The organism is Streptomyces caeni (assembly GCF_042678285.1).
In the GTDB taxonomy this organism is placed as follows: domain Bacteria; phylum Actinomycetota; class Actinomycetes; order Streptomycetales; family Streptomycetaceae; genus Streptomyces; species Streptomyces caeni.
Genome location: NZ_JBHUDX010000136.1, coordinates 1 through 20,352, shown reverse-complemented (window position 1 = coordinate 20,352; position 20,352 = coordinate 1). Strand labels below are relative to the sequence as shown.

Annotated in this window: 16 protein-coding genes and 1 pseudogene; 5 read left to right on the top strand and 12 right to left on the bottom strand. The window is 71.8% G+C overall.

Annotation, left to right across the window (positions count from 1 at the left end; genetic code table 11):
* Positions 1-550 precede the first annotated feature (550 nt).
* Positions 551-1,549, top strand: coding sequence for a tryptophan--tRNA ligase (gene trpS, locus ACFSL4_RS35805; protein WP_381092134.1), 999 nt, complete (start codon positions 551-553; stop codon positions 1,547-1,549).
* Between the two features lie 42 nt (positions 1,550-1,591).
* Here trpS and proC read toward each other — a convergent pair whose 3' ends face one another.
* The 6 genes and pseudogenes from proC to ACFSL4_RS35775 all read right to left on the bottom strand — a co-directional run bounded on the left by proC (position 1,592) and on the right by ACFSL4_RS35775 (position 5,980).
* Complete coding sequence (proC, locus tag ACFSL4_RS35800; protein ID WP_381092132.1) at positions 1,592-2,404, bottom strand: pyrroline-5-carboxylate reductase; 813 nt, start codon at positions 2,402-2,404, stop codon at positions 1,592-1,594.
* Between the two features lie 92 nt (positions 2,405-2,496).
* On the bottom strand, positions 2,497-3,270 hold the full coding sequence (locus ACFSL4_RS35795; RefSeq protein ID WP_381092130.1) for an ABC transporter permease: 774 nt from the start codon (positions 3,268-3,270) through the stop codon (positions 2,497-2,499).
* A complete protein-coding gene (locus ACFSL4_RS35790; RefSeq protein WP_381092128.1) occupies positions 3,267-4,109 on the bottom strand; it encodes an ABC transporter ATP-binding protein in 843 nt (280 codons plus the stop codon). The genes ACFSL4_RS35795 and ACFSL4_RS35790 overlap by 4 nt, the downstream gene beginning before the upstream one ends.
* Positions 4,110-4,333: 224 nt before the next feature.
* A pseudogene (locus tag ACFSL4_RS35785) lies at positions 4,334-5,109 on the bottom strand (class I SAM-dependent methyltransferase).
* A 14-nt stretch (positions 5,110-5,123) separates the two neighbouring features.
* Positions 5,124-5,615, bottom strand: a complete 492-nt coding sequence (locus ACFSL4_RS35780; protein WP_381092126.1) for an EamA/RhaT family transporter — start codon at positions 5,613-5,615, stop codon at positions 5,124-5,126.
* 47 nt (positions 5,616-5,662) lie between these two features.
* Complete coding sequence (locus ACFSL4_RS35775) at positions 5,663-5,980, bottom strand: SH3 domain-containing protein (RefSeq protein WP_381092124.1); 318 nt, start codon at positions 5,978-5,980, stop codon at positions 5,663-5,665.
* Positions 5,981-6,164: 184 nt separating this feature from the next.
* On the opposite strand from ACFSL4_RS35775, the gene ACFSL4_RS35770 reads away from it, so the two are divergent.
* Positions 6,165-8,261 (top strand): protein kinase domain-containing protein, encoded by a 2,097-nt coding sequence (locus tag ACFSL4_RS35770; RefSeq protein ID WP_381092122.1) that lies wholly within the window; start codon positions 6,165-6,167, stop codon positions 8,259-8,261.
* 50 nt (positions 8,262-8,311) lie between these two features.
* Here ACFSL4_RS35770 and ilvD read toward each other — a convergent pair whose 3' ends face one another.
* The 4 genes from ilvD to ACFSL4_RS35750 form a co-directional block, all read right to left on the bottom strand.
* On the bottom strand, positions 8,312-10,165 hold the full coding sequence (gene ilvD, locus ACFSL4_RS35765; protein ID WP_381092120.1) for a dihydroxy-acid dehydratase: 1,854 nt from the start codon (positions 10,163-10,165) through the stop codon (positions 8,312-8,314).
* A gap of 226 nt (positions 10,166-10,391) precedes the next feature.
* Entirely contained in the window at positions 10,392-11,012 is a 621-nt protein-coding gene (locus tag ACFSL4_RS35760) for a TetR/AcrR family transcriptional regulator (protein WP_381092118.1), read from the bottom strand.
* 62 nt (positions 11,013-11,074) lie between these two features.
* Positions 11,075-11,899 carry a sugar phosphate isomerase/epimerase family protein gene (locus ACFSL4_RS35755; protein ID WP_381092116.1) on the bottom strand — a complete coding sequence of 275 codons (825 nt, stop codon included), beginning with the start codon at positions 11,897-11,899 and terminating at the stop codon, positions 11,075-11,077.
* Positions 11,900-12,128: 229 nt separating this feature from the next.
* The gene (locus ACFSL4_RS35750; RefSeq protein WP_381092114.1) at positions 12,129-13,061 is read right to left on the bottom strand and encodes a Ppx/GppA family phosphatase; all 933 of its coding nucleotides are present in this window, start codon (positions 13,059-13,061) and stop codon (positions 12,129-12,131) included.
* 71 nt (positions 13,062-13,132) lie between these two features.
* Here ACFSL4_RS35750 and ACFSL4_RS35745 point away from each other — a divergent pair, with 71 nt between their 5' ends.
* A complete protein-coding gene (locus ACFSL4_RS35745; RefSeq protein WP_381092112.1) occupies positions 13,133-13,981 on the top strand; it encodes a DUF3109 family protein in 849 nt (282 codons plus the stop codon).
* A 168-nt stretch (positions 13,982-14,149) separates the two neighbouring features.
* Here the strand turns inward: ACFSL4_RS35745 and ACFSL4_RS35740 are convergent, their stop codons facing one another.
* Complete coding sequence (locus ACFSL4_RS35740; protein ID WP_381092110.1) at positions 14,150-15,889, bottom strand: BACON domain-containing protein; 1,740 nt, start codon at positions 15,887-15,889, stop codon at positions 14,150-14,152.
* A gap of 299 nt (positions 15,890-16,188) precedes the next feature.
* Here ACFSL4_RS35740 and radA point away from each other — a divergent pair, with 299 nt between their 5' ends.
* Together radA and disA are read left to right on the top strand one after the other, a co-directional pair.
* Positions 16,189-17,598, top strand: coding sequence for a DNA repair protein RadA (gene radA / locus ACFSL4_RS35735; RefSeq protein WP_381092108.1), 1,410 nt, complete (start codon positions 16,189-16,191; stop codon positions 17,596-17,598).
* An 81-nt stretch (positions 17,599-17,679) separates the two neighbouring features.
* Entirely contained in the window at positions 17,680-18,804 is a 1,125-nt protein-coding gene (gene disA / locus ACFSL4_RS35730) for a DNA integrity scanning diadenylate cyclase DisA (protein ID WP_381092106.1), read from the top strand.
* A 241-nt stretch (positions 18,805-19,045) separates the two neighbouring features.
* Here the strand turns inward: disA and ACFSL4_RS35725 are convergent, their stop codons facing one another.
* Positions 19,046-19,780 (bottom strand): D-Ala-D-Ala carboxypeptidase family metallohydrolase, encoded by a 735-nt coding sequence (locus tag ACFSL4_RS35725; protein ID WP_381092105.1) that lies wholly within the window; start codon positions 19,778-19,780, stop codon positions 19,046-19,048.
* Between the last annotated feature and the right edge of the window lie 572 nt (positions 19,781-20,352).

The following is a 20,352-nucleotide window of genomic DNA, read 5'->3' as shown; positions in this document are numbered from 1 at the left end:
ACCACGAGAACCAGTCTCACGGCTTTCCTCCGGGCGCTTCCCTTCGGTGTTTCCGACTCTATCAGATCCTTTCGGAGCTGATTCCCGGTCAGAGCGGGCTGTCTTTGCGGCCGTTGAGCCGTTCCGACGAGTGAGACTTTAGCGGATTCCCGGCTCCCGAGCTAATCGAGGCCGTGTCCTCACACAAGTTCGGACATGGATTCCTCATTCCGTGAATACACACACCAATAGACATGACGACGAGTCGCCGATGGCGTTGAGTACCTGCGGAATGATCGTCCGGGGACCGACCGGAGTCGGCGCTCACATCGGACAACCCGGAGAACCCTACGGATCGGGCCGGAGACTGTCAACTCGACTCCGCACCGAACCACGACGGGGTACTCTCCTTGTCATGACATCGCGTACGTGTAGCCAGCAGTGGTGGCCCGCCTGACGGCGGCCGCACTCACGTATGCACTCAACGGCCGCCGCCCCGGCGGCCGTTTCCGTATCTCCCTCCTGAAGGGCGGCCGGCCGGGCACGGCGGCTCCGACCAGGAGGTAGAGCAATGACACGGGTGTTCAGCGGGATCCAGCCGACCGGGCATCTGACGCTGGGGAACTACCTGGGAGCCATGCGCCGGTGGGCCGAGGTGGACCAGCACCAGGCCGACTCCCTTTTCTGCGTCGTCGATCTGCACGCCCTGACCGTGGACCACGATCCGGCCCGGGTGCGCAGGCTCAGCCGGCAGGCGGCGACCCTGCTGCTCGCGGCGGGGCTCGACCCCGAACTGTGCACCGTGTTCGTGCAGAGCCATGTGGACGAGCACGCGCGGCTGTCGTATCTGATGGAGTGCGTGGCCACGGACGGCGAGATGCGGCGGATGATCCAGTACAAGGAGAAGGCCGTACGGGAGCGGGAGCGGGGCGGGAGCGTACGGCTGTCGCTGCTGACGTACCCCGCGCTGATGGCGGCCGACATCCTGGCGTACGGGACGGACGAGGTGCCCGTGGGGGACGACCAGACACAGCACGTGGAGCTGGCGCGTGATCTGGCGGTGCGGTTCAACCAGCGGTACGGGCACACCTTCGTGGTGCCTCGGGCAACCCCTCCGAAGGTGGCGTCCCGGGTCATGAATCTGCAGGTCCCGACATCCAAGATGGGGAAGTCGGACGACTCGGGGCAGGGAGTCGTCTATCTGCTCGACGAGCCGGATGTGGTGCGGAAGAAGATCATGCGGGCCGTGACCGACAGCGGGACGGACGTCGTCTACGACCGGGAGGCGCGGCCGGGGGTGGCGAACCTGCTGGAGATCCTTGCCGCGTGTGAGGGCCGGGACCCGGAAGGCCTGAGCGGCGCCTATCAGTCCTACGGCGCGTTGAAGAAGGACACCGCGGAGGCCGTGGTCGAGTTGTTGCGGCCCGTGCAGGAGCGGCACAAGGAGTTGTGCGCGGATCCGGGGCACGTGGACGGGGTGCTGCGGGCCGGTGCCCGGCGGGCCAGGGACATGGCCAGGCCGCGGGTGGACGCGGCGTACCGGGCGATCGGGCTGCTGCCGGCCGGCTGAGTGCCGTGTGCCCACCGCCGGGGCCCGGCGGTGGGCACGGGGTCAGCTGTTGCTGCCGGAGGCCAGTGCGCGGCTGCGGTCGCGGGCCGCCTCCAGTGCCGCGATCAGGGCAGCCCGTACGCCGTGCTTCTCCAGTTCGCGGATCGCGCTGATCGTCGTACCCGCGGGCGATGTGACGTTCTCGCGGAGCCTCACCGGGTGCTCCCCGCTGTCTCGGAGCATCACGGCCGCGCCGATCGCGGACTGCACGATCAGATCGTGGGCCTTGTCCCGGGGCAGCCCGAGCAGGATGCCGGCGTCGGTCATGGCCTCGACCAGGTAGAAGAAGTACGCCGGCCCCGATCCGGAGAGGGCGGTGCAGGCGTCCTGCTGGGACTCGGGAACGCGGAGGGTCTTGCCGACGGCCCCGAAGATCTCCTCGGTGTGGGCGAGGTCCGCGGCGGAGGCGTGCGAGCCGGCCGAGATCACGGACATGCCCTCGTCCACGAGGACGGGGGTATTGGGCATGACGCGGACGACGGGGACGCCGTCGCCGAGGCGTTCCTCGATGGAGGCGGTCGTGATGCCGGCAGCGGCGCTGATGACCAGGCGGTCGGCGGTGATGTGCGGGGCCAGTTCGTCGAGGAGCCTGCCCATGTCCTGGGGCTTGGCGGCCAGGATGAGGGTGTCGGCGCGCTTGGCGGCGTCGGCGTTGCTGACGGCTTCGACGCCGTAGCGGGTGCGGAGCTCCTCGGCTCGTTCCGGGCGGCGGGCGGTGACCAGGAGGTCGGCGGGGGCCCAGCCGGCCCGGATCATTCCGCTGAGCAGGGCCTCGCCGATCTTTCCGGTGCCGAGGACTGCGACTTTCTGGGTCATGGTGCGGGTGCCCTCCGAGAATTGCGTCGTCCGATTCATCCTCGCACCGGTGGCGGTGGCGCGGCCGACGTGTCCGGAGGGCGGGACGGGGATCAGGCCGTCCTGCGTCGCAGCGTGGCCGCCCCCAGTCCCAGCACCAGCAGCCCGCACCCCGCGACGACCAGCACGTCCCGGACGAACGTGGCCGTCATCTCGGTGTGCCGGAGGACCTCGTTCATGCCGTCCACCGCGTAGGACATCGGGAGCACGTCGGAGATCGCCTCCAGGGCCGGATGCATATTGGAGCGGGGGGTGAACAGTCCGCACAGGAGCAGTTGCGGGAAGATCACCGCCGGCATGAACTGGACAGCCTGGAACTCCGAGGCGGCGAAGGCGGAGACGAACAGGCCCAGGGCCGTGCCGAGCAGGGCGTCCAGGAGGGCGACCAGGAGCAGGAGCCAGGCGGAACCCGTGACGTCGAGGCCCAGGAACCAGACCGCCAGGCCCGTCGCCAGGGCCGACTGGACGATCGCCAGGGTGCCGAAGGCGAGGGCGTAGCCCGCGATGAGATCGCCCTTGCCCAGGGGCATCGCGAGGAGGCGTTCCAGGGTGCCGGAGGTACGTTCACGCAGGGTCGCGATCGATGTCACCAGGAACATCGTGATCAGCGGGAAGATCCCGAGCAGTGAGGCCCCGATGGAGTCGAAGGTGCGCGGGCTGCCGTCGAAGACATAGCGCAGCAGGAAGAGCATGAGGCACGGCACGAGCATCATCAGGGCGATGGTGCGCGGGTCGTGGCGGAGCTGGCGCAGCACCCGGGCGGCGGTCGCCGTCGTACGGGAGGGGTTGAGGGCGCTGCCCGCCGGCTGCGGGCCGGTCGTGGTCATCGGACTGTCTCATTTCCGGCGCCGCTCTTCGCTGCCGCCTCGTCGACCAGGTGCAGGAACGCCCCCTCGACCGTCTCCGCGCCCGTGCGGGTGCGCAGCGCGTCCGGGGTGTCGTCGGCGAGGATCTCGCCCTCGCGCATCAGCAGGAGACGGTGGCAGCGCTCGGCCTCGTCCATGACGTGGGAGGAGACGAGGAGCGTGGCGCCTCGGTCGGCCGCGATGGTGTGGAAGAGATTCCAGAGGTCACGGCGCAGGACGGGGTCGAGGCCGACGGTCGGTTCGTCCAGGACGAGGAGTTCGGGGGTACCCAGGAGCGCGACCGCGAGGGAGACCCGGCTGCGCTGCCCGCCGGAGAGGGTGCCGGCGAGGGCGTCGGCGTGCGAGGCGAGGTCGATGTCGTCGAGGACGCGATCGATGTCGCGGCGGCGGTCGTCGGCGGTGGCCCTGGGGTCGAGGACCGAGGCGAAGTAGTCGAGGTTCTGGCGGACGGTCAGGTCGTCGTAGACGGAGGGCGCCTGGGTGACGTAGCCGATGCGTGAACGCAGGGCGGGGTCGCCCGCGGGACGGCCGAGGACCTCCAGGGTGCCGGTGACCTTGGCCTGGCTGCCGACGACCGCGCGCATGAGGGTCGTCTTGCCGCAGCCTGAGGGGCCGAGCAGGCCGGTGATCTGGCCCCGGCGGACGGAGAAGCCCAGGCTGCGCAGGACCGTGCGGGGGCCGCGTACGACGGTGAGGTGCTCGGCGCGGACGGCGGGGGCGGTGGTGGTGGCAGTGGTGGCAGTGGTGGCCTGCCGCGGGTTCGGAGGGCCGGGTGGATGCCTCCGGCGAATATTCATCATGCGATGAATACTGCGCGCGCCGCCGATCCGCCGTCAAGGGCCTGGTGGGCCCGTGAGGTTGTGTGATGGGTCTCCTTGGGGATTCCGGTGGGTCTCCTCAGGGGGTCGCGGTGGGTCTCCTCGGGGGCTCGGGTCTCCTCGGCGGGCCCTGCGGGTCTGCTCGGCGGGCCCTGCGGGTCTGCTCGGGCGGTCGTCGGATGGGGCGCCGGGTCTTCCTGACGGACCTACGGGCGCGTCGCCACGATCAGTACGACGTCGTAGACCTCCTCGACCAGGCCGCCGGGGAAGACCTTCAGGAGGTGTTCGCGCTCCTCGGCGAGGAAGGCGTTCGCTCTCTCCTCTCCGAGGACGAGGAAGACCGAGTGGCTGCCGATGTTCGCGAGATGGGTGTCGACGGGGACCGTGCGGCTCCAGCGGACGACACGATGGGTGTGGTCCGGGACCTCGGGGGCGCCCGCGAAGGCGAGTTCGGTCCGGATGCCGCCGGCGCCGCTCTTGGACGCCTGCCCGCCGCCAAGAACCGCATGATGCGCTCCGCCTGCTCGGCGATCCACGGGACGTCCCCGGCGTCCGTGTTCCACCACAGCGCGAGCGCCCCGCCCGGCCGCAGGACGCGCAGGGCCTCCGGGACCGAGCGGGCGGGATCGGTCCAGTGCCAGGACTGGGCGTAGGCGAGGACGTCGGCGGAGGCGGTGGCGAGGGGGAGGGCGTTGCCGTCGCCACGCAGGAGGGGCACTCCGGGGAGGGTGCGGCGGAACTGGGCCGCCATGCCGTCGCCGGGCTCCACCGCGAGGACGCGGGCGCCGCGGTCCTTGAGCAGGGCGGTGGCAATGCCGGTGCCTGCGCCGATGTCCGCGACGCGGGCGCCGGGCAGGGGGCGGCCGGCGAGCTCTTCCAGGGCGTCGAGGAGGGCGGGCGGGTAGGAGGGGCGGTTCGCGGCGTACTGAGCCGCGGCGGCGTTGAAGGAACGGGCCCGGGCGGAGTGGGAGGGGGCGGTCATACCCCCAGGGTGGGTCAGGGGCGGCGTCTGCGGGACGGGTTGCCCGTGCGGCGGGAAGCACGCTTGTCGTGGGCGGCGCGGGCCGCCTCGTACTCCTCGCGGTGGAGCTTCTCGCCGGGGGCCTCGCTCAGCGAACGGACGAAGTAGGCGAGCAGCGAGCCGACGAAGCCGATCGCCAGGAGGCCGCGCAGGGTGGCCTGGCGGTCCGGGTCGGGGCGCTCGGTGAAGGCTCCCCAGGTGTGGCCGAACGCGAGCGCGCTGCACACCGCGAACATCACCACGACCATCAGGGTCACCGGCTTGCCGACGTCCGCGATCTGCAGTCCCTGGTAGGCGAAGCGCAGGACGAGGCAGGAGACGGCGGCGGCCGCGAGGGAGCCGGCGGAGACGGCGAGGCGACGGGCCCGGTAGCCGCCGTCGTGCTCGACCCAGGTCGTGCCGAAGTAGCGCATCGGTTCGGGGCGGGGGCCCCGGGGGGTGTCCGGAGTGCCGTTCTCGTCGCTCACGCGTCGATTATCACTCCGGCCCCGACCGGGGTCCCGCCGCCCCTGGGTCAGGCGCAGCGCGAGGCGACGTACCCGTCGCTGCCCGTATACACGTAGGCATCCGAAACGTACTCGCCGTCGTCGATGTTGTCCCAGATGTTGGTCGTGCCGTACGTGCCCGTGACCGTCGTACCCGGTGTCTGGCAGAAGATCGGGACCGAGGCGCCCTCGGGCAGGACCCGGACGATGGTGTAGTTGGTGCCCGGTCCGCTGCGGACGTTGAGCCGGACGCCGGGCGCCACCGAGTAGTAGCGCAAGGTCGTGGCCGTCGCGACGGCCTGCGCCTTGTCGCCGGCCCCGGCTTCTTCGGCACGGTCAGCAGACATGAAAAAACCTCCCCCGTTCAAGCCCCATGACTGCCATGGGACCTCGTTCATTCCCTCGGATCACACCGTGAAACAGGCAAAACGCAACACGCACACGGAGGCTAGCAAGCCGCCTCCGTCGCATACGAGTCATCGACTAGGCTCCGTGCGTCGCGCGCGCGTACGAAAAGCACGGGGGTGGTCCATGACGCCACAGCGCAACACCGAGGCGGGCGCGGAAGCGGAACTTCCCGAGTACGCCGGTCAATATCACCTGGAGTCCTGCCTGGGATCAGGTGGCATGGGCGTCGTGCATCTGGCCCGGAGCGCTTCGGGCATGAAGCTCGCGGTCAAGGTCGTACACGCCCAGTTCGCCATGGATGCCGAGTTCAGGGGGCGTTTCCGGCAGGAGGTGGCCGCGGCCAGAAGGGTGAGCGGAGCTTTCACCGCGCCCGTGGTCGACGCCGATCCGGAGGCTGAACGGCCGTGGATGGCCACGCTGTTCATCCCCGGTCCGACCTTGGCCGATCATGTGAAGCGGAACGGTCCCATGCCTCCGGCGCAGTTGCGTCGGCTGATGGCCGGGCTCGCGGAGGCGCTGCGCGACATTCATCGCGTCGGGGTCGTGCACCGGGACCTGAAGCCCGGCAACGTGCTGCTCGCCGAGGACGGGCCGAAGGTCATCGACTTCGGCATCTCCCGGCCGAAGGACAGCGAACTACGCACAGAGACGGGCAAACTGATCGGCACGCCGCCCTTCATGGCACCCGAGCAGTTCAGGCGGCCGAGGGAGGTCGGTCCCGCGGCCGACGTCTTCGCGCTCGGATCCGTGCTGGTGCATGCGGCCACCGGGCGGGGGCCGTTCGACTCCGACAGCCCCTACATCGTGGCCTACCAGGTCGTGCACGACGAGCCGGACCTGACCGGTGTTCCGGAGAGCCTCGCGCCGCTGGTGCTGCGCTGTCTCGCCAAGGAGCCCGAGGACCGGCCCACACCGGACGAGCTGATGCGGGAACTCCGGACGGTCTCGGCGTCGTACGACACTCAGCCGTTCATACCGGCACAGCGGGCAGGTGAGGGGCCCATGCCGGAGCCCCGCGTCAAGGAGCCGGAGCCGCGGTTCGGGAGGCGCACCCGCAGGAACGTGTTCTTCGCGGGCGGAGCGCTCCTGCTGGTCGTGGGCGGTGCGCTCGCCTGGACCTTGTCGCTCAAAGGCCAACCCACCCCGTCGAAGGGGGCCACGCCCCGGACCACGGCGGACGCATTCCGTGCCTGGGAGGTGAAGCTCGCCCCCGAAGACGGAAGTGCGCCCCAATGTTCCTATGGGGCGGGGAAACTGTTGTGCGCACAGCCCGGATCGGTGTTCGCCCTCCGCCCGTCCGACGGCTCCCAGCTGTGGCGGCACTCCGTCGGCAGAACACCCAGGAACGGACCGCCCGTCCTGTCGGGAGGACTCGTCCAGCCGCTGACGGCCCAGCTCCGGCACATGGAGGCACTGGATCCCGCGTCGGGAACGACACGCTGGCGACGGGCCATGCCCGAGTACAACGGGATGGGGCTGGCCGGCGGCATGTTCCTGCTCACCGCTGCGGACGGGACGGTCACCGGAGTGGACAGCGCATCGGGAGACAGCAAGTGGCGCCGTCGGATCCCCGGCCAGAGAACGCCGTACTTCACCGCGTTCCCCGGGGACCCGCTGGCGTATGCGACGAGCACCTCCGACGACGGGTCGAGCACGCATGTCACCGCCGTGGATCCCGAAACCGGCGACGTGCGGTGGGATGCACATCTGAAAGGAACGCTGAAACCTTTCGGTGCCACGAACGGCAGCGTGTTCTTCCTGTCCGCAGACGAGACCGTCCATGGTGAGACGAACGCCGTGGTCCGCTACACCCCGGAATCCAAGGCGACGCGCAGGGTGGCCCTGCCCGTCCGGCGCGAACGCCCCCACGCCACCGTGCACGGCGATGTCGTGTACCTCCTCGCCGCGGGTGGCTCGCTGGAAGCCGTGAACATGAACGCGCGGAAGCAGCTCTGGCACGTGGAGACGTCCGTGAGCCGCGGCTCGGCGCCGGTCATGGACGGCGGGCATGTCTACTTCACCGCTGCAGACGGGCGGCTGCTGGCCTTCGACGCCGGCACGGGAGGGTTCATCGGCCAGACTCCGCCGCGCCTGAGCCCGAAAGCTGATCGAGTCGCAGCCGCGCTGCCTGATCCCGTCCTCGTCGACGGCCACGTCTACGCCGCCGCCCCCGACGGCACCGTCTTCAGCGTGGACGGGCACGATCCGTCGCGATGGTGACGTGCGTGAGGGCCACCCCCGAAGGAGCGGCCCTCACGCGACACGAGCCCTCAGCCGAGCTTCGTCACATCCCGCACCGCGCCCTTGTCCGCGCTCGTCGCCATCGCGGCGTAGGCACGCAGGGCGGCCGAGACCTTGCGGTCGCGGTCGACGGGGACGTAGGCGCCGTTCAGGGCGGCGCGGCGGTCGGCCAGTTCCTCGTCGCCGACCAGGAGGTCGATCGCGCGGTTCGGGATGTCGATGCGGATGCGGTCGCCGTCGCACACCAAGGCGATCGTTCCGCCCGAGGCCGCCTCGGGGGACGCGTGGCCGATCGACAGGCCCGACGTGCCGCCGGAGAAACGGCCGTCCGTGATCAGCGCGCACGCCTTGCCGAGGCCCCGGCCCTTCAGGTACGAGGTCGGGTACAGCATCTCCTGCATGCCGGGGCCGCCCTTGGGACCCTCGTAGCGGATGACGACGACGTCGCCCTCCTTGACCCGCTTGGTCAGGATCTTCTCGACAGCCTCCTCCTGGGACTCGCAGACGACCGCCGGGCCCTCGAACGTCCAGATCGACTCGTCGACGCCCGCCGTCTTCACCACGCAGCCGTCGACCGCGAGGTTGCCCCGGAGGACGGCCAGGCCGCCGTCCTTGGAGTACGCGTGCTCGGCGGAGCGGATGCAGCCGTTCTCGGCGTCCTCGTCCAGGGCCTCCCAGCGCTCGGACTGGGAGAACGCCTCGGCGGAGCGGACACAGCCCGGGGCCGCGTGCCACAGCTCCACCGCCTCGGGCGAGGGGGAGCCGCCGCGGACGTCCCAGGTCTTCAGCCAGTCCGCGAGGGACGGGCTGTGGACCGCGTGCACGTCCTCGTTGAGCAGGCCCGCGCGGTGCAGTTCGCCGAGGAGTGCGGGGATGCCGCCTGCGCGGTGCACGTCCTCCATGTAGTACGTGCGGTTCCCGGCGACGTTCGGGGCCACCTTCGCCAGGCAGGGAACCCGGCGCGAGACCTGGTCGATCTCCTCCAGGCCGAAGGGGACGCCCGCTTCCTGGGCCGCCGCCAGCAGGTGCAGGATCGTGTTGGTCGAGCCGCCCATCGCGATGTCCAGGGCCATAGCGTTCTCGAAGGCGGAGAAGGTCGCGATGGAGCGCGGCAGGACCGTCTCGTCGTCCTGCTCGTAGTAGCGGCGGGTCAGGTCCATGACCGTGCGGGCGGCGTCCTCGTACAGCGCCCTGCGGGCCGTGTGCGTGGCGAGGACCGAGCCGTTGCCGGGGAGGGAGAGGCCGATCGCCTCGGTGAGGCAGTTCATCGAGTTGGCCGTGAACATGCCGGAACAGGAACCGCACGTCGGACAGGCGTTCTCCTCGATGCGGAGGATGTCCTCGTCGGAGATCTTGTCGTTGGCGGCGTCGGCGATCGCGTCGATCAGGTCGAGGGAGCGGACCGTGCCGTCGACCAGGGTGGCCCGGCCGGCCTCCATCGGGCCGCCGGAGACGAAGACCGCCGGGATGTTCAGGCGCAGCGCCGCCATCAGCATGCCCGGGGTGATCTTGTCGCAGTTGGAGATGCAGACCAGGGCGTCGGCGCGGTGGGCCTCCACCATGTACTCCACACTGTCCGCGATCAGGTCGCGGGAGGGCAGGCTGTAGAGCATTCCGCCGTGGCCCATCGCGATGCCGTCGTCCACAGCGATCGTGTTGAACTCGCGCGGGATGCCGCCCGCCTCGGTGATGGCCTCGCTGACGATCCGGCCGACCGGCTGGAGGTGGGTGTGGCCCGGAACGAACTCCGTGAAGGAGTTGGCGACCGCGATGATCGGCTTCCGTCCGATGTCCGCACCGGGTACACCGGAGGCGCGCATCAGGGCGCGGGCGCCCGCCATGTTGCGGCCGTGGGTGACTGTGCGGGACCTCAGCTCGGGCATCGTCGCTCGCTCCTTCGGAGAGTTCTGACTCACGTCGAGCCTACGCCGGTGCTCCAAGGTGCGGACACGATGTCCGGGATACGGGATGCGCGTCTCGTGCTGCGGCCGATGGCCGGGAGGGGCGCGCAAGTGTTTGCGCAACCGTTTGCGCAAGTGTCTACGCGGTCGTTTGCGCGGTCGTCCGCGCGGTTGCGCCGCAGCCGGAGGGCCCGGGTCCCCCGGGCGCTCAGGGGTTCGTCAGGTGCCCCTGCACGACTGGAGCCAGCCGCGCCACCAGCTGTTCCATGTCCGCCGACGCCAGCGGCTCCACCTTGATCACGTACCGCAGCATCGCCACCCCGACCAGCTGCGCGGCCGCCAGCTCGGCGCGCAGTTCCGGGTCCGGGACGTCCAGCTGTCCCGCGATGCGGCGCAGCAGCTGCGCGGCGACCAGGCGGCGGAAGACGGCGGCCGCGGTCTCGTTGTTCACGGCGGAGCGGACCACGGCCAGCAGCGGCCTGCGGGTCGCCGGGTTCTCCCAGACACCGAACACGAACCGGGTCAGGCGCTCACCGACGGCGTCCCGGGGGCCGTCGGCGACCGCGTCCGGCGCGCTCAGGGCGGACGCGAAGACGATCTCGATGGCCGCTTCGAAGACCTGTTCCTTGGTGCCGAAGTAGTGGTGCACGAGCGCGGAGTCGACCCCGGCGGCCTTGGCGATGCCCCGTACGGACGCCTTCTCGTAGCCGCGCTCGGAGAACTCCTCGCGAGCCGCCTCCAGGATGCGGTCCCGGGTGGCGGGGGCCGCCGCCGTCTCCGTGCGGCTGGGCCGTCCCCTGCCGCGGCGCACACGGCTCGCCCCGGTCACGGACGGAACACCCCGCTCACCAGCATCCCCCTCAGCCGCGTCCGCCTGGCCCCGTGCCCTGCTCACCCTCGGGGCACCTTCGCGGCCGACGCGAGGTGGAGGCGCGTGAAGGCGAGGGCCTCCGCGAGGTCGGCCTCCCGCTCGGCACTGGACATGGCGCGGCGGGTGTTGACCTCGATGACGACGTGCCCGCCGAAGCCGGTGAGCGCCAGCCGCTCCAGGACCTCGGCGCAGGGCTGGATGCCGCGGCCGGGCACGAGGTGCTCGTCCTTGCTGGAGCCGTTGCCGTCGGCGAGGTGGACGTGGCCGAGGCGGTCGCCCATGCGATCGAGCATCTGGAGGGCGTCGGTGCGTGCCGTCGCGGTGTGGCTGAGATCGATCGTGAAGTGGCGGTAGTCGTACCCGGTCACGTCCCAGCCGGGGGCGTACGCGAGCATCTCGCGGTCGCGGTAGCGCCACGGATACATGTTCTCGACGGCGAACCGCACATCCGTCTCGTCCGCCATGCGCCAGACCCCCTCCACGAAGTCACGGGCGTACTGGCGCTGCCACCGGAAGGGCGGGTGGACGACCACGGTGCCGGCGCCGAGCTTCTCGGCGGCCGCGCGGGCGCGCTGGAGCTTGGCCCACGGATCGGTGGACCAGACCCGCTGGGTGACCAGCAGGCACGGGGCATGGACGGCCAGGATGGGGATCCCGTGGTAGTCGCTGAGCCTGCGCAGCGCCTCTATGTCCTGGCTGACCGGGTCGGTCCACACCATGACCTCGACCCCGTCGTACCCGAGGCGCGCCGCGATCTCGAAGGCCGTCGCCGTCGACTCCGGATAGACGGAAGCCGTCGACAGGGCGACCTTCGCATCCGGGATGCGCACTACAGGTTCTGCCACGAGGGACAGGGTACGGGGCGTCGCGTTGACATGGAGGGCCGGATGCGACAGGAGGGATGTGGGAAGGGGCACAGCGAACCATTGCCGCCACCGCGCGGGCCCGCCCGCTCACCCCTGCTCCGGCCGTCCCGTACCCGCGCCCCGGCGGCGCCCTGCCTGCGCCCGCCCCCGCTCTCCTGCGCCCCTGCGCTCTCCCCGCCCTCCCCGCCCTCTCAGGTGCCGTCGGCGTCTACGGCGTCACCATGTGGTCCAGCCGCCGAAGGATCACACCCTCCCGCAGCGCCCACGGGCAGATCTCCAGCGTCTCCACGCCGAAGAGGTCCATCAGCCCCTCCGCGACCAGCGCCCCGGCGAGGAGCTGGCTCCCGCGGCCGTCGGAGACGCCGGGGAGGTCCTCACGTTCGTCGTAGGTCATCCCGGCCAGCCGCGGCACCCACGCCTCCAGGGACTCCCGTTTCAGCTCGCGCTGCACGTACAGGCCCTCGGCCGCGCGTGCCGCCCCGGCGATGCGGGCGAGTTGCCGGAACGTCTTGGAGGTGGCGACCACGTGGTCGGGCGCCCCGAAGCGGCTGAACTCGCCGACCGTGCGGGCGATCTCCGCCCGCACGTGCCGGCGCAGCGCCTTCACATCGGCCGGATCCGGCGGGTCCCCGGGCAGCCATGCCGCGGTGAGCCGGCCGGCCCCCAGGGGCAGCGACACCGCCGCGTCGGGTTCCTCGTCGATGCCGTACGCGACCTCCAGTGAGCCGCCCCCGATGTCAAGGACGAGCAGCTTGCCGGCCGACCAGCCGAACCAGCGGCGCGCCGCGAGGAACGTCAGCCGTGCCTCCTCCGCGCCGCTCAGCACCTGCAGCTCGACACCGGTGGCGTCCTTGACCCGGGCCAGGACGTCGTCCGCGTTGCTCGCCTCCCGTACCGCGGAGGTGGCGAACGGCAGCAGGTCCTCGACGCCCTTGTCCTCGGCCGCCTGCAGGGCTTCCAGGACGACGGCGGCCAGCTTGTCGACCCCTTCGGCGCCGATGGCACCGCTGCCGTCGAGCAGTTGCGCGAGCCGCAGCTCCGCCTTGTGCGAGTGCGCGGGCAGGGGGCGCGCGCCGGGGTGCGCGTCCACCACCAGCAGATGCACCGTGTTCGAACCCACGTCGAGGACACCGAGTCTCATGTACGGAACGCTACTGCCAGTCCGCCGGTCCTCGGTCCTGAGAGCGATGCGGGGCCACTTACCCTGGAGGCGTGCCAAAGACGAAAAAGGCGAAGACCGACAAATCCTCCAGGGGATCGAAGGATTCTTCGCAGGCGAGGGCGTCCAGGTCCGAGAAGGCCGCGAAGAGGAGCGACGAGAAGGGGCTCGACTTCGCGCGCGCGTGGGTGGAGTTTCCGGATCCCGCCGACGACGAGCAGGTGTTCCGGTGCGACCTGACATGGCTGACCTCGCGCTGGAACTGCGTGTTCGGGAGCGGCTGCCAGGGCATCCGGGCGGGCCGCGCGGACGACGGATGCTGCACCCTCGGGGCGCACTTCTCGGAGGAGGACGACGAGAAGCGGGTGGCTGCGCACATGGCGCGGCTGACGCCGGAGATCTGGCAGCACCATGACGTGGGCATGGAGACCGGCTGGGTCGTGGAGGACGACGAGGGCTCACGGCAGACCCGCCCCTACCAGGGTTCGTGCATCTTCCAGAACCGGCCCGGCTTCCCGGGCGGGGCCGGCTGCTCGCTGCACATCCTGGCGCTGCGGGAGGGCCGCGAGCCGCTGGAGACCAAGCCGGACGTCTGCTGGCAGCTGCCGGTGCGGCGGACCTACGAGTGGATCGACCGGCCCGACGACACCCGGGTGCTGCAGGTGTCGATCGGCGAGTACGACCGCCGGGGCTGGGGACCGGGCGGCCACGACCTGCACTGGTGGTGCACGTCGGCGACCTCGGCGCACGGCGCGGGCGAGCCGGTGTACGTCTCCTACCGGGCCGAGCTGACCGAGCTGATGGGCGAGGCGGGGTACGCCCGCCTGGCCGGGTTGTGCGAGCAGCGACTGGCCTCACGGTTGCCCCTGGTGGCTCCGCATCCCGCGGATCCGGAGGTCTGACGGGGCCGCGAGGGCGTGCCGGGCGCGTGGCGGTGTGCCGGTGCTCGCGGTGCCCTCTCCCGGACGGGGTCCGCGAGGGCGCATCCGGACCGCGAGGCGCGTCGGGTCCACGAGGGCGCATCCGAACCGCGAGGGCGCGCGGAGCGCCGCATCCCGCACCTCCGGGGTTCAGGACGCCGACGAGGCCGGGCTCGGGCTGCCGCTGTCGGTGGGCGGGGGCGTCGACGCCGGCGGGTCGGTGACGGGCGGGCTCGTGGGCGGCGGTTGCGTCGGGGTCGGGTCGCTGGGCGTGGGGTCCGCAGCGGTCGGGGTCGGACCGTCCGGCCCGGGGGCGGACGGGGTGGTGTGCGTGGGGGTGGGGCCCGGGTCGGACGGGGCCGCCACCCCGTACCCGTCGATCATGACCACGGCGTCCGCGGGGGTCACGGCCACGCGCGCGTGCCAGGGACCGGACGGCTCGTGGAGGTGGTCGACGTAGACCCGTACCGTGAACGACTCGCCGGGGCCGAGCGTCCCGGAGGAACGGTTCGTGTAGAGCCAGGAGGCACCCCTCGACACCGACCAGTGGACCGGTGAGCCGCCGGACGCCGTCAGCTTGATGAGGGTCGTGGTGCCGTCGTTGCCGGCCGTCACCGCGAGGTGTCCCGCGCCCGCGCCTGCCTTCACACCGATGACCTCGACGGAGACATCGGGCGAGCGGCCGTCCTTGCCGAAGCGGGTGTCCGGTCTCGCGCTGGCGTTGCCCGCGTTCTCGTAGCCGCCCGGGCCCTCGCCGCCGAGGGTGTCGGGTCCGTGCGCCTCCGTCGCGGTGGCGGTGCGGCCGTCGGTGCCCTCGCCGACGAGGGGCGCGCCGCGGTAGGCGGCCCACAGGGCGAGGACGGGGGCCGCGACCACGGTGGCGACGACGGTCGTCGTGACGGCGCACGCACGCAGACGGTCGCGGCGGGCCGCGTGGTCCTTGGGGTCCATGGGGAAGCCGCGCCGGTCGAAGCGGGGGGCGCCGCCGCGCGCACGTGAGGCGTGTGCCATCGCCGCGCTGAGGGCCGTGCGCGGGGCCTCGATGACGGGGAGCGCGTCGGGGGTGACGCTGGTGCCGGGCCACGTGCCCGGGACCGCGCGTTCGGCGGTGCGGCGGCAGCGCGGGCAGTCGTCGACGTGCCGGACCAGCTCGCGGCGCAGGGTGGCGTTCAGGACGAGCTGCTGGTCGCCGGTGAGGCGGGCGACACCCGGGCAGGTGCCGGTCTCGACGACCGCGAGGGCGGCACGGGTGCGCTCGACCTCGCAGGCGCCCGATGCGAGCAGTTCCCGCGTGGCGGCGAGGTCCATGCCCAGTACCGCGGCGACCTCGTGGGCGGCGAGCTGGTGGCGCACCGCGAGTTCGAGCGCCTCGCGCTGCTCGGGGGTGGTGCCGGCGGCCTCCGGCCAGGCGAGCTGCACGAGTTCCCGCCGGCGCATCTCCTGGACCTCCTCGGGGACGGGCACGGCACCGATCGCCGCGGCGGCGCGCCGGTCGGCGGCCTCCTTGCGCGCGCGGGGGCCGCGATCGCGCCCGGCTGCGTGGCCGGCCTGGTGACGGCGCCGGGCCTCGGCGAGCCGCCGCAGACAGGACCAGCGGGCCAGGGCGTACAGCCAGGACCGGCGGTCGTCGGGGCTCTGCGGGCCGCGTGTGCCGCGGCGCTCGGCGAGCGCGAGGGCGTCCCCCAGCGCACCGGTCGCCGTGTCGTGGTCACACAGCACGGAGAGGCAGTAGGTGAAGAGGCCGTCCAGGTAGGGCTCGTAGCGCGCGGGCGGCCGCTGTGCCGTGGTGCGGATGCTCGCGCCACGAGGCGCGCTCCCCCGCTTGCGCGCATCCTCACGCGCCGGGTGTGCGCCGGTGGCGTGCTCTGAGGTCTCCGGCCTGCTGCTCATCACCCGTGCGACCGTAGGCGCCCAGGGGTGGCGCCTTCTCCCCCCTTGCGCACTTTTACTCCGTACGGGTGAAACGATCCCTCATACGGGGACAGGAACACGCGATTCCGCGGCTCATGGGGGATGCGGCGCGCCTGGAGTCTATGCGCAGGTGAACGGCGCGTTCCCCGGTTCGGCCGGATCGCCGTCGGACGGAGTGGCGGGTCACGGCGTACAGAACGGTCCCGGGGAACCCCCGCCCGGCCGGCCCCGCGCACGTGCGTCCCGGAGTGTCGGTGCGCTCGGCTACGGTTTCGTCCATGGCTGCCCGCACCAAGACCACCAAGGACCGTCCGTCCTACCGCTGCACCGAGTGCGGCTGGCAGACGGCCAAGTGGCTCGGCCGCTGCCCCGAGTGCCAGGCGTGGGGCACGGTCGAGGAGTACGGCGCGCCCGCGGTGCGCACGACCGCCCCGGGCCGGGTGACCAGCTCCGCCGTGCCCATCGGCCAGGTCGACGGGCGGCAGGCCACCGCCCGCTCCACCGGCGTACCCGAGCTGGACCGCGTCCTCGGCGGCGGGCTCGTGCCGGGCGCGGTGGTACTGCTCGCCGGCGAGCCCGGCGTCGGCAAGTCCACGCTCCTGCTGGACGTCGCGGCCAAGGCGGCGAGCGACGAGCACCGCACGCTGTACGTCACGGGCGAGGAGTCGGCGAGCCAGGTGCGGCTGCGCGCCGACCGCATCGGGGCCATCGACGACCATCTCTATCTGGCGGCGGAGACCGATCTCGCGGCCGTTCTGGGCCACTTGGACGCGGTGAAGCCCTCACTGCTCGTCCTCGACTCCGTACAGACCGTCGCCTCCCCCGAGATCGACGGCGCCCCCGGCGGCATGGCGCAGGTGCGGGAGGTCGCCGGGGCCCTGATCCGCGCCTCCAAGGAGCGCGGCATGGCCACCCTCCTCGTGGGCCATGTCACCAAGGACGGCGCGATCGCGGGCCCGCGCCTGCTCGAACACCTCGTGGACGTCGTGCTGCACTTCGAGGGCGACCGGCACGCGCGTCTGCGTCTGGTACGGGGCGTCAAGAACCGCTACGGGGCCACCGACGAGGTCGGCTGCTTCGAGCTGCACGACGAGGGGATCACGGGCCTGGCGGATCCCAGTGGCCTGTTCCTGACCCGGCGCGACGAGCCGGTGCCCGGCACCTGTCTGACCGTCACCCTGGAGGGCCGCCGTCCGCTGGTGGCGGAGGTCCAGGCGCTGACCGTCGACTCGCAGATCCCCTCCCCGCGGCGTACCACGTCCGGTCTGGAGACCTCCCGCGTCTCGATGATGCTCGCCGTGCTGGAACAGCGCGGCCGCATCACGGCCCTGGGCAAACGGGACATCTACTCCGCGACCGTCGGCGGGGTGAAGCTGTCCGAACCGGCCGCGGACCTGGCGATAGCGCTGGCGCTGGCGAGCGCGGCGAGCGACACCCCCCTGCCCAAGAACCTGGTGGCGATCGGCGAAGTGGGCCTGGCGGGCGAGGTCAGACGGGTCACGGGCGTCCAGCGCCGCCTGGCCGAGGCACACCGGCTGGGCTTCACGCACGCGCTCGTTCCGGTCGATCCCGGCAAGGTCCCCGCCGGGATGAAGGTGCTGGAAGTGGCGGACATGGGCGACGCCCTGCGGGTCCTTCCGCGCTCCCGTCGGCGAGAGGCCCCGCGGGAGGAGGAGGACCGCCGGTAGACTTTGCCCTGGTCTCGCCCGTCCGTACGAACCGAGTGTGCGACACGGGAGCGCCCCAGAACCTGCGACCGGAGGAGTGCAGTGGCAGCCAACGACCGGGCGGCAGCTCCCGGAAAGTCCGGTGGGAGTTCCGGTGCCGATGGCCTGATGCGCGCCTCCCTGAGCGCTGTGGCACCCGGCACGGCGCTGCGCGACGGACTTGAGCGCGTGCTCCGCGGCAACACGGGCGGTCTCATCGTGCTCGGCTCGGACAAGACCGTCGAGACGATGTGCACGGGTGGTTTCGTGCTGGATGTCGAGTTCACGGCCACCCGGCTGAGGGAGCTGTGCAAACTGGACGGCGCGCTCGTGCTCTCCTCGGACCTGTCGAAGATCCTGAGGGCGGGCGTGCAGTTGGTCCCGGACCCCACGATCCCGACCGAGGAGACGGGCACACGCCATCGCACGGCGGACCGGGTGAGCAAGCAGGTCGGTTTCCCCGTCGTCTCCGTCTCCCAGTCGATGCGTCTCATCGCGCTGTACGTCGACGGGCAGCGGCGCGTCCTGGAGGACTCGGCGGCGATCCTGTCCCGCGCCAACCAGGCCCTGGCCACCCTGGAGCGGTACAAGCTGCGCCTGGACGAGGTGGCGGGCACGCTGTCCGCGCTGGAGATCGAGGACCTGGTGACGGTCCGGGACGTCTCGGCGGTGGCACAGCGCCTGGAGATGGTCCGCCGCATCGCCACCGAAATCGCCGAGTACGTGGTCGAACTGGGCACGGACGGCCGTCTGCTGGCCCTCCAGCTGGACGAGTTGATCGCGGGAGTGGAGCCCGAGCGCGAGCTGGTGGTGCGCGACTACGTGTCCGAGCCGACCGCGAAGCGCTCCCGCACGGTCGAGGAGGCGCTGTCCGAGCTGGACTCGCTGACCCATGCCGAGCTCCTGGAACTGCCCACGGTGGCCCGCGCGCTGGGCTACACCGGCTCACCCGAAGCCCTCGACTCGGCGGTGTCCCCGCGCGGCTTCCGCCTGCTGGCGAAGGTCCCGCGGCTGCCCGGCGCCATCATCGACCGCCTGGTGGAACACTTCGGTGGCCTCCAGAAGCTGCTCGCGGCGAGCGTCGACGACCTGCAGACGGTGGACGGCGTCGGCGAGGCCCGCGCGCGCAGCGTGCGCGAGGGGCTGTCGCGGCTGGCGGAGTCGTCGATCCTGGAGCGGTACGTCTGAGCGACGCCGCACCGTTCCCGGGACTTTCCCCGTCCCCGGCCGCACCGTCCCCGGGGGCTCCCCCGTCCCCGTCGGCCTGACCGCCCTGTCCGGACCTGGTACGGCGTCCTCGGGCCCGGGCGGGCGGCCCGGCCCGGCGGCCCCGGTCCCCCCCGGGGGCGGGAGGCGGCCGGGTACCGGCCGGGAGGCGGCCGCCACCCCGGGGTGCGGAGGGGTGGGGCGGCGGCCGCGGTGGGCCGGCTCAGATGCCGCAGGAGGACGCGGACCAGTAGCGCGAGCTCTGGCTGCCGAGGTGGGCATGGTTGCTGTGGCCGGGGTAGCCGGGGCCGAGGATCTCGTTGAATCCGTGGTAGCGGGCTTCCTTGACGATCGCGCAGAAGCTCGGCGAACCGGTCAGGTCGATGGCGCGGCCGTAGAGGTGGTTGCTGTTGGATGCGCCGCCGACGGCGGAGTTGCACGAGTAGGAGCGGAATCCGCTGCTGGTGGTCAGCGAGTGGTCACCGAGGGCGTGGCGCAGCGCCTCCAGTTTCCACATCTGCTGGAGGGCGTTGAACTTCGCGGTCGCCGCGGACACCGCGCCGCCGGACCAGGTGGAGTTGCAGCGGTTCATCTCGCCGTAGGTGAAGTGGACCGGCGTGCAGTCGTCGTCCTGGAGCGCGTAGAGCTTGCTGTAGGTCTGCGGGCCGGCGACGCCGTCCGCCGACAGGCCGTAGGCCTGCTGGAAGCGGGTGACGGCGGCCTTGGTGGCGGGACCGAACTCGCCGTCGATCGCGAGGACCCCGCCGTAGCCCGGGTATCCGGCGACCCTGATCTGCAGCTGGCGGACGTCGGCGCCGCTGGCGCCCTGGCTCAGGGTGCGGCTCCAGGTGTAACAGCCGTCGGCGTGCGCGGTGCCGCTGGTCGCGGCCACCCCGAGGACCGTGAATGACGCAAACATGACAAGTGAAAGAAGGGAGCGGAACAGTCGTTTCGGCATGACGCCTCCCTCGTGACGGATGGTCAAGCTACGAGAGTGCCCGAACGGCGCTACGCGCGTCAATGCCGCCCGGGCGGCAGGCCGCCTCCGCGCGGGCGGGGCGGAAGACGGCCCGCCCGCGACCGGCCCGCAGGGACGCCGGGCCGGTGTCCGGCCCGGGAGCCGGGCCCGGTCCCGGTCGCGGCGGTCTCCGCCGGCGTCACTCGTACGCGCCCTCCGGTGGCCCCTTCCCCCAGGTGCCTGCACCGGCTTCGGGGCCCCGCCGGCCGCCCGGCGCCCGCGCGCTCCGCCGGACAGGCCTAGGGGGTGTTTCGAAAGTCCTGTGCGGTGCCCGCGGTGTCCGGTGCGTGCTCTCGGCGTGCCGGACGAAAGCCCTCGTACTGGACGTACTCAGGGTTTCGCCCGGTGCGGCGAGTGGGGGTGCCCCCTGCTCGAAGAGCCTGGGGGAGCGTGCCGGGCGCCGTGGGCGCTGTGCCGGACTTTCGAAACACCCCCTAGGTCCTGTCTGGAGTTCGGATCACGAGTGTGGTGCGATGCTTCGGAGCCAGAGCATCGCACCACACAGGTGCAGT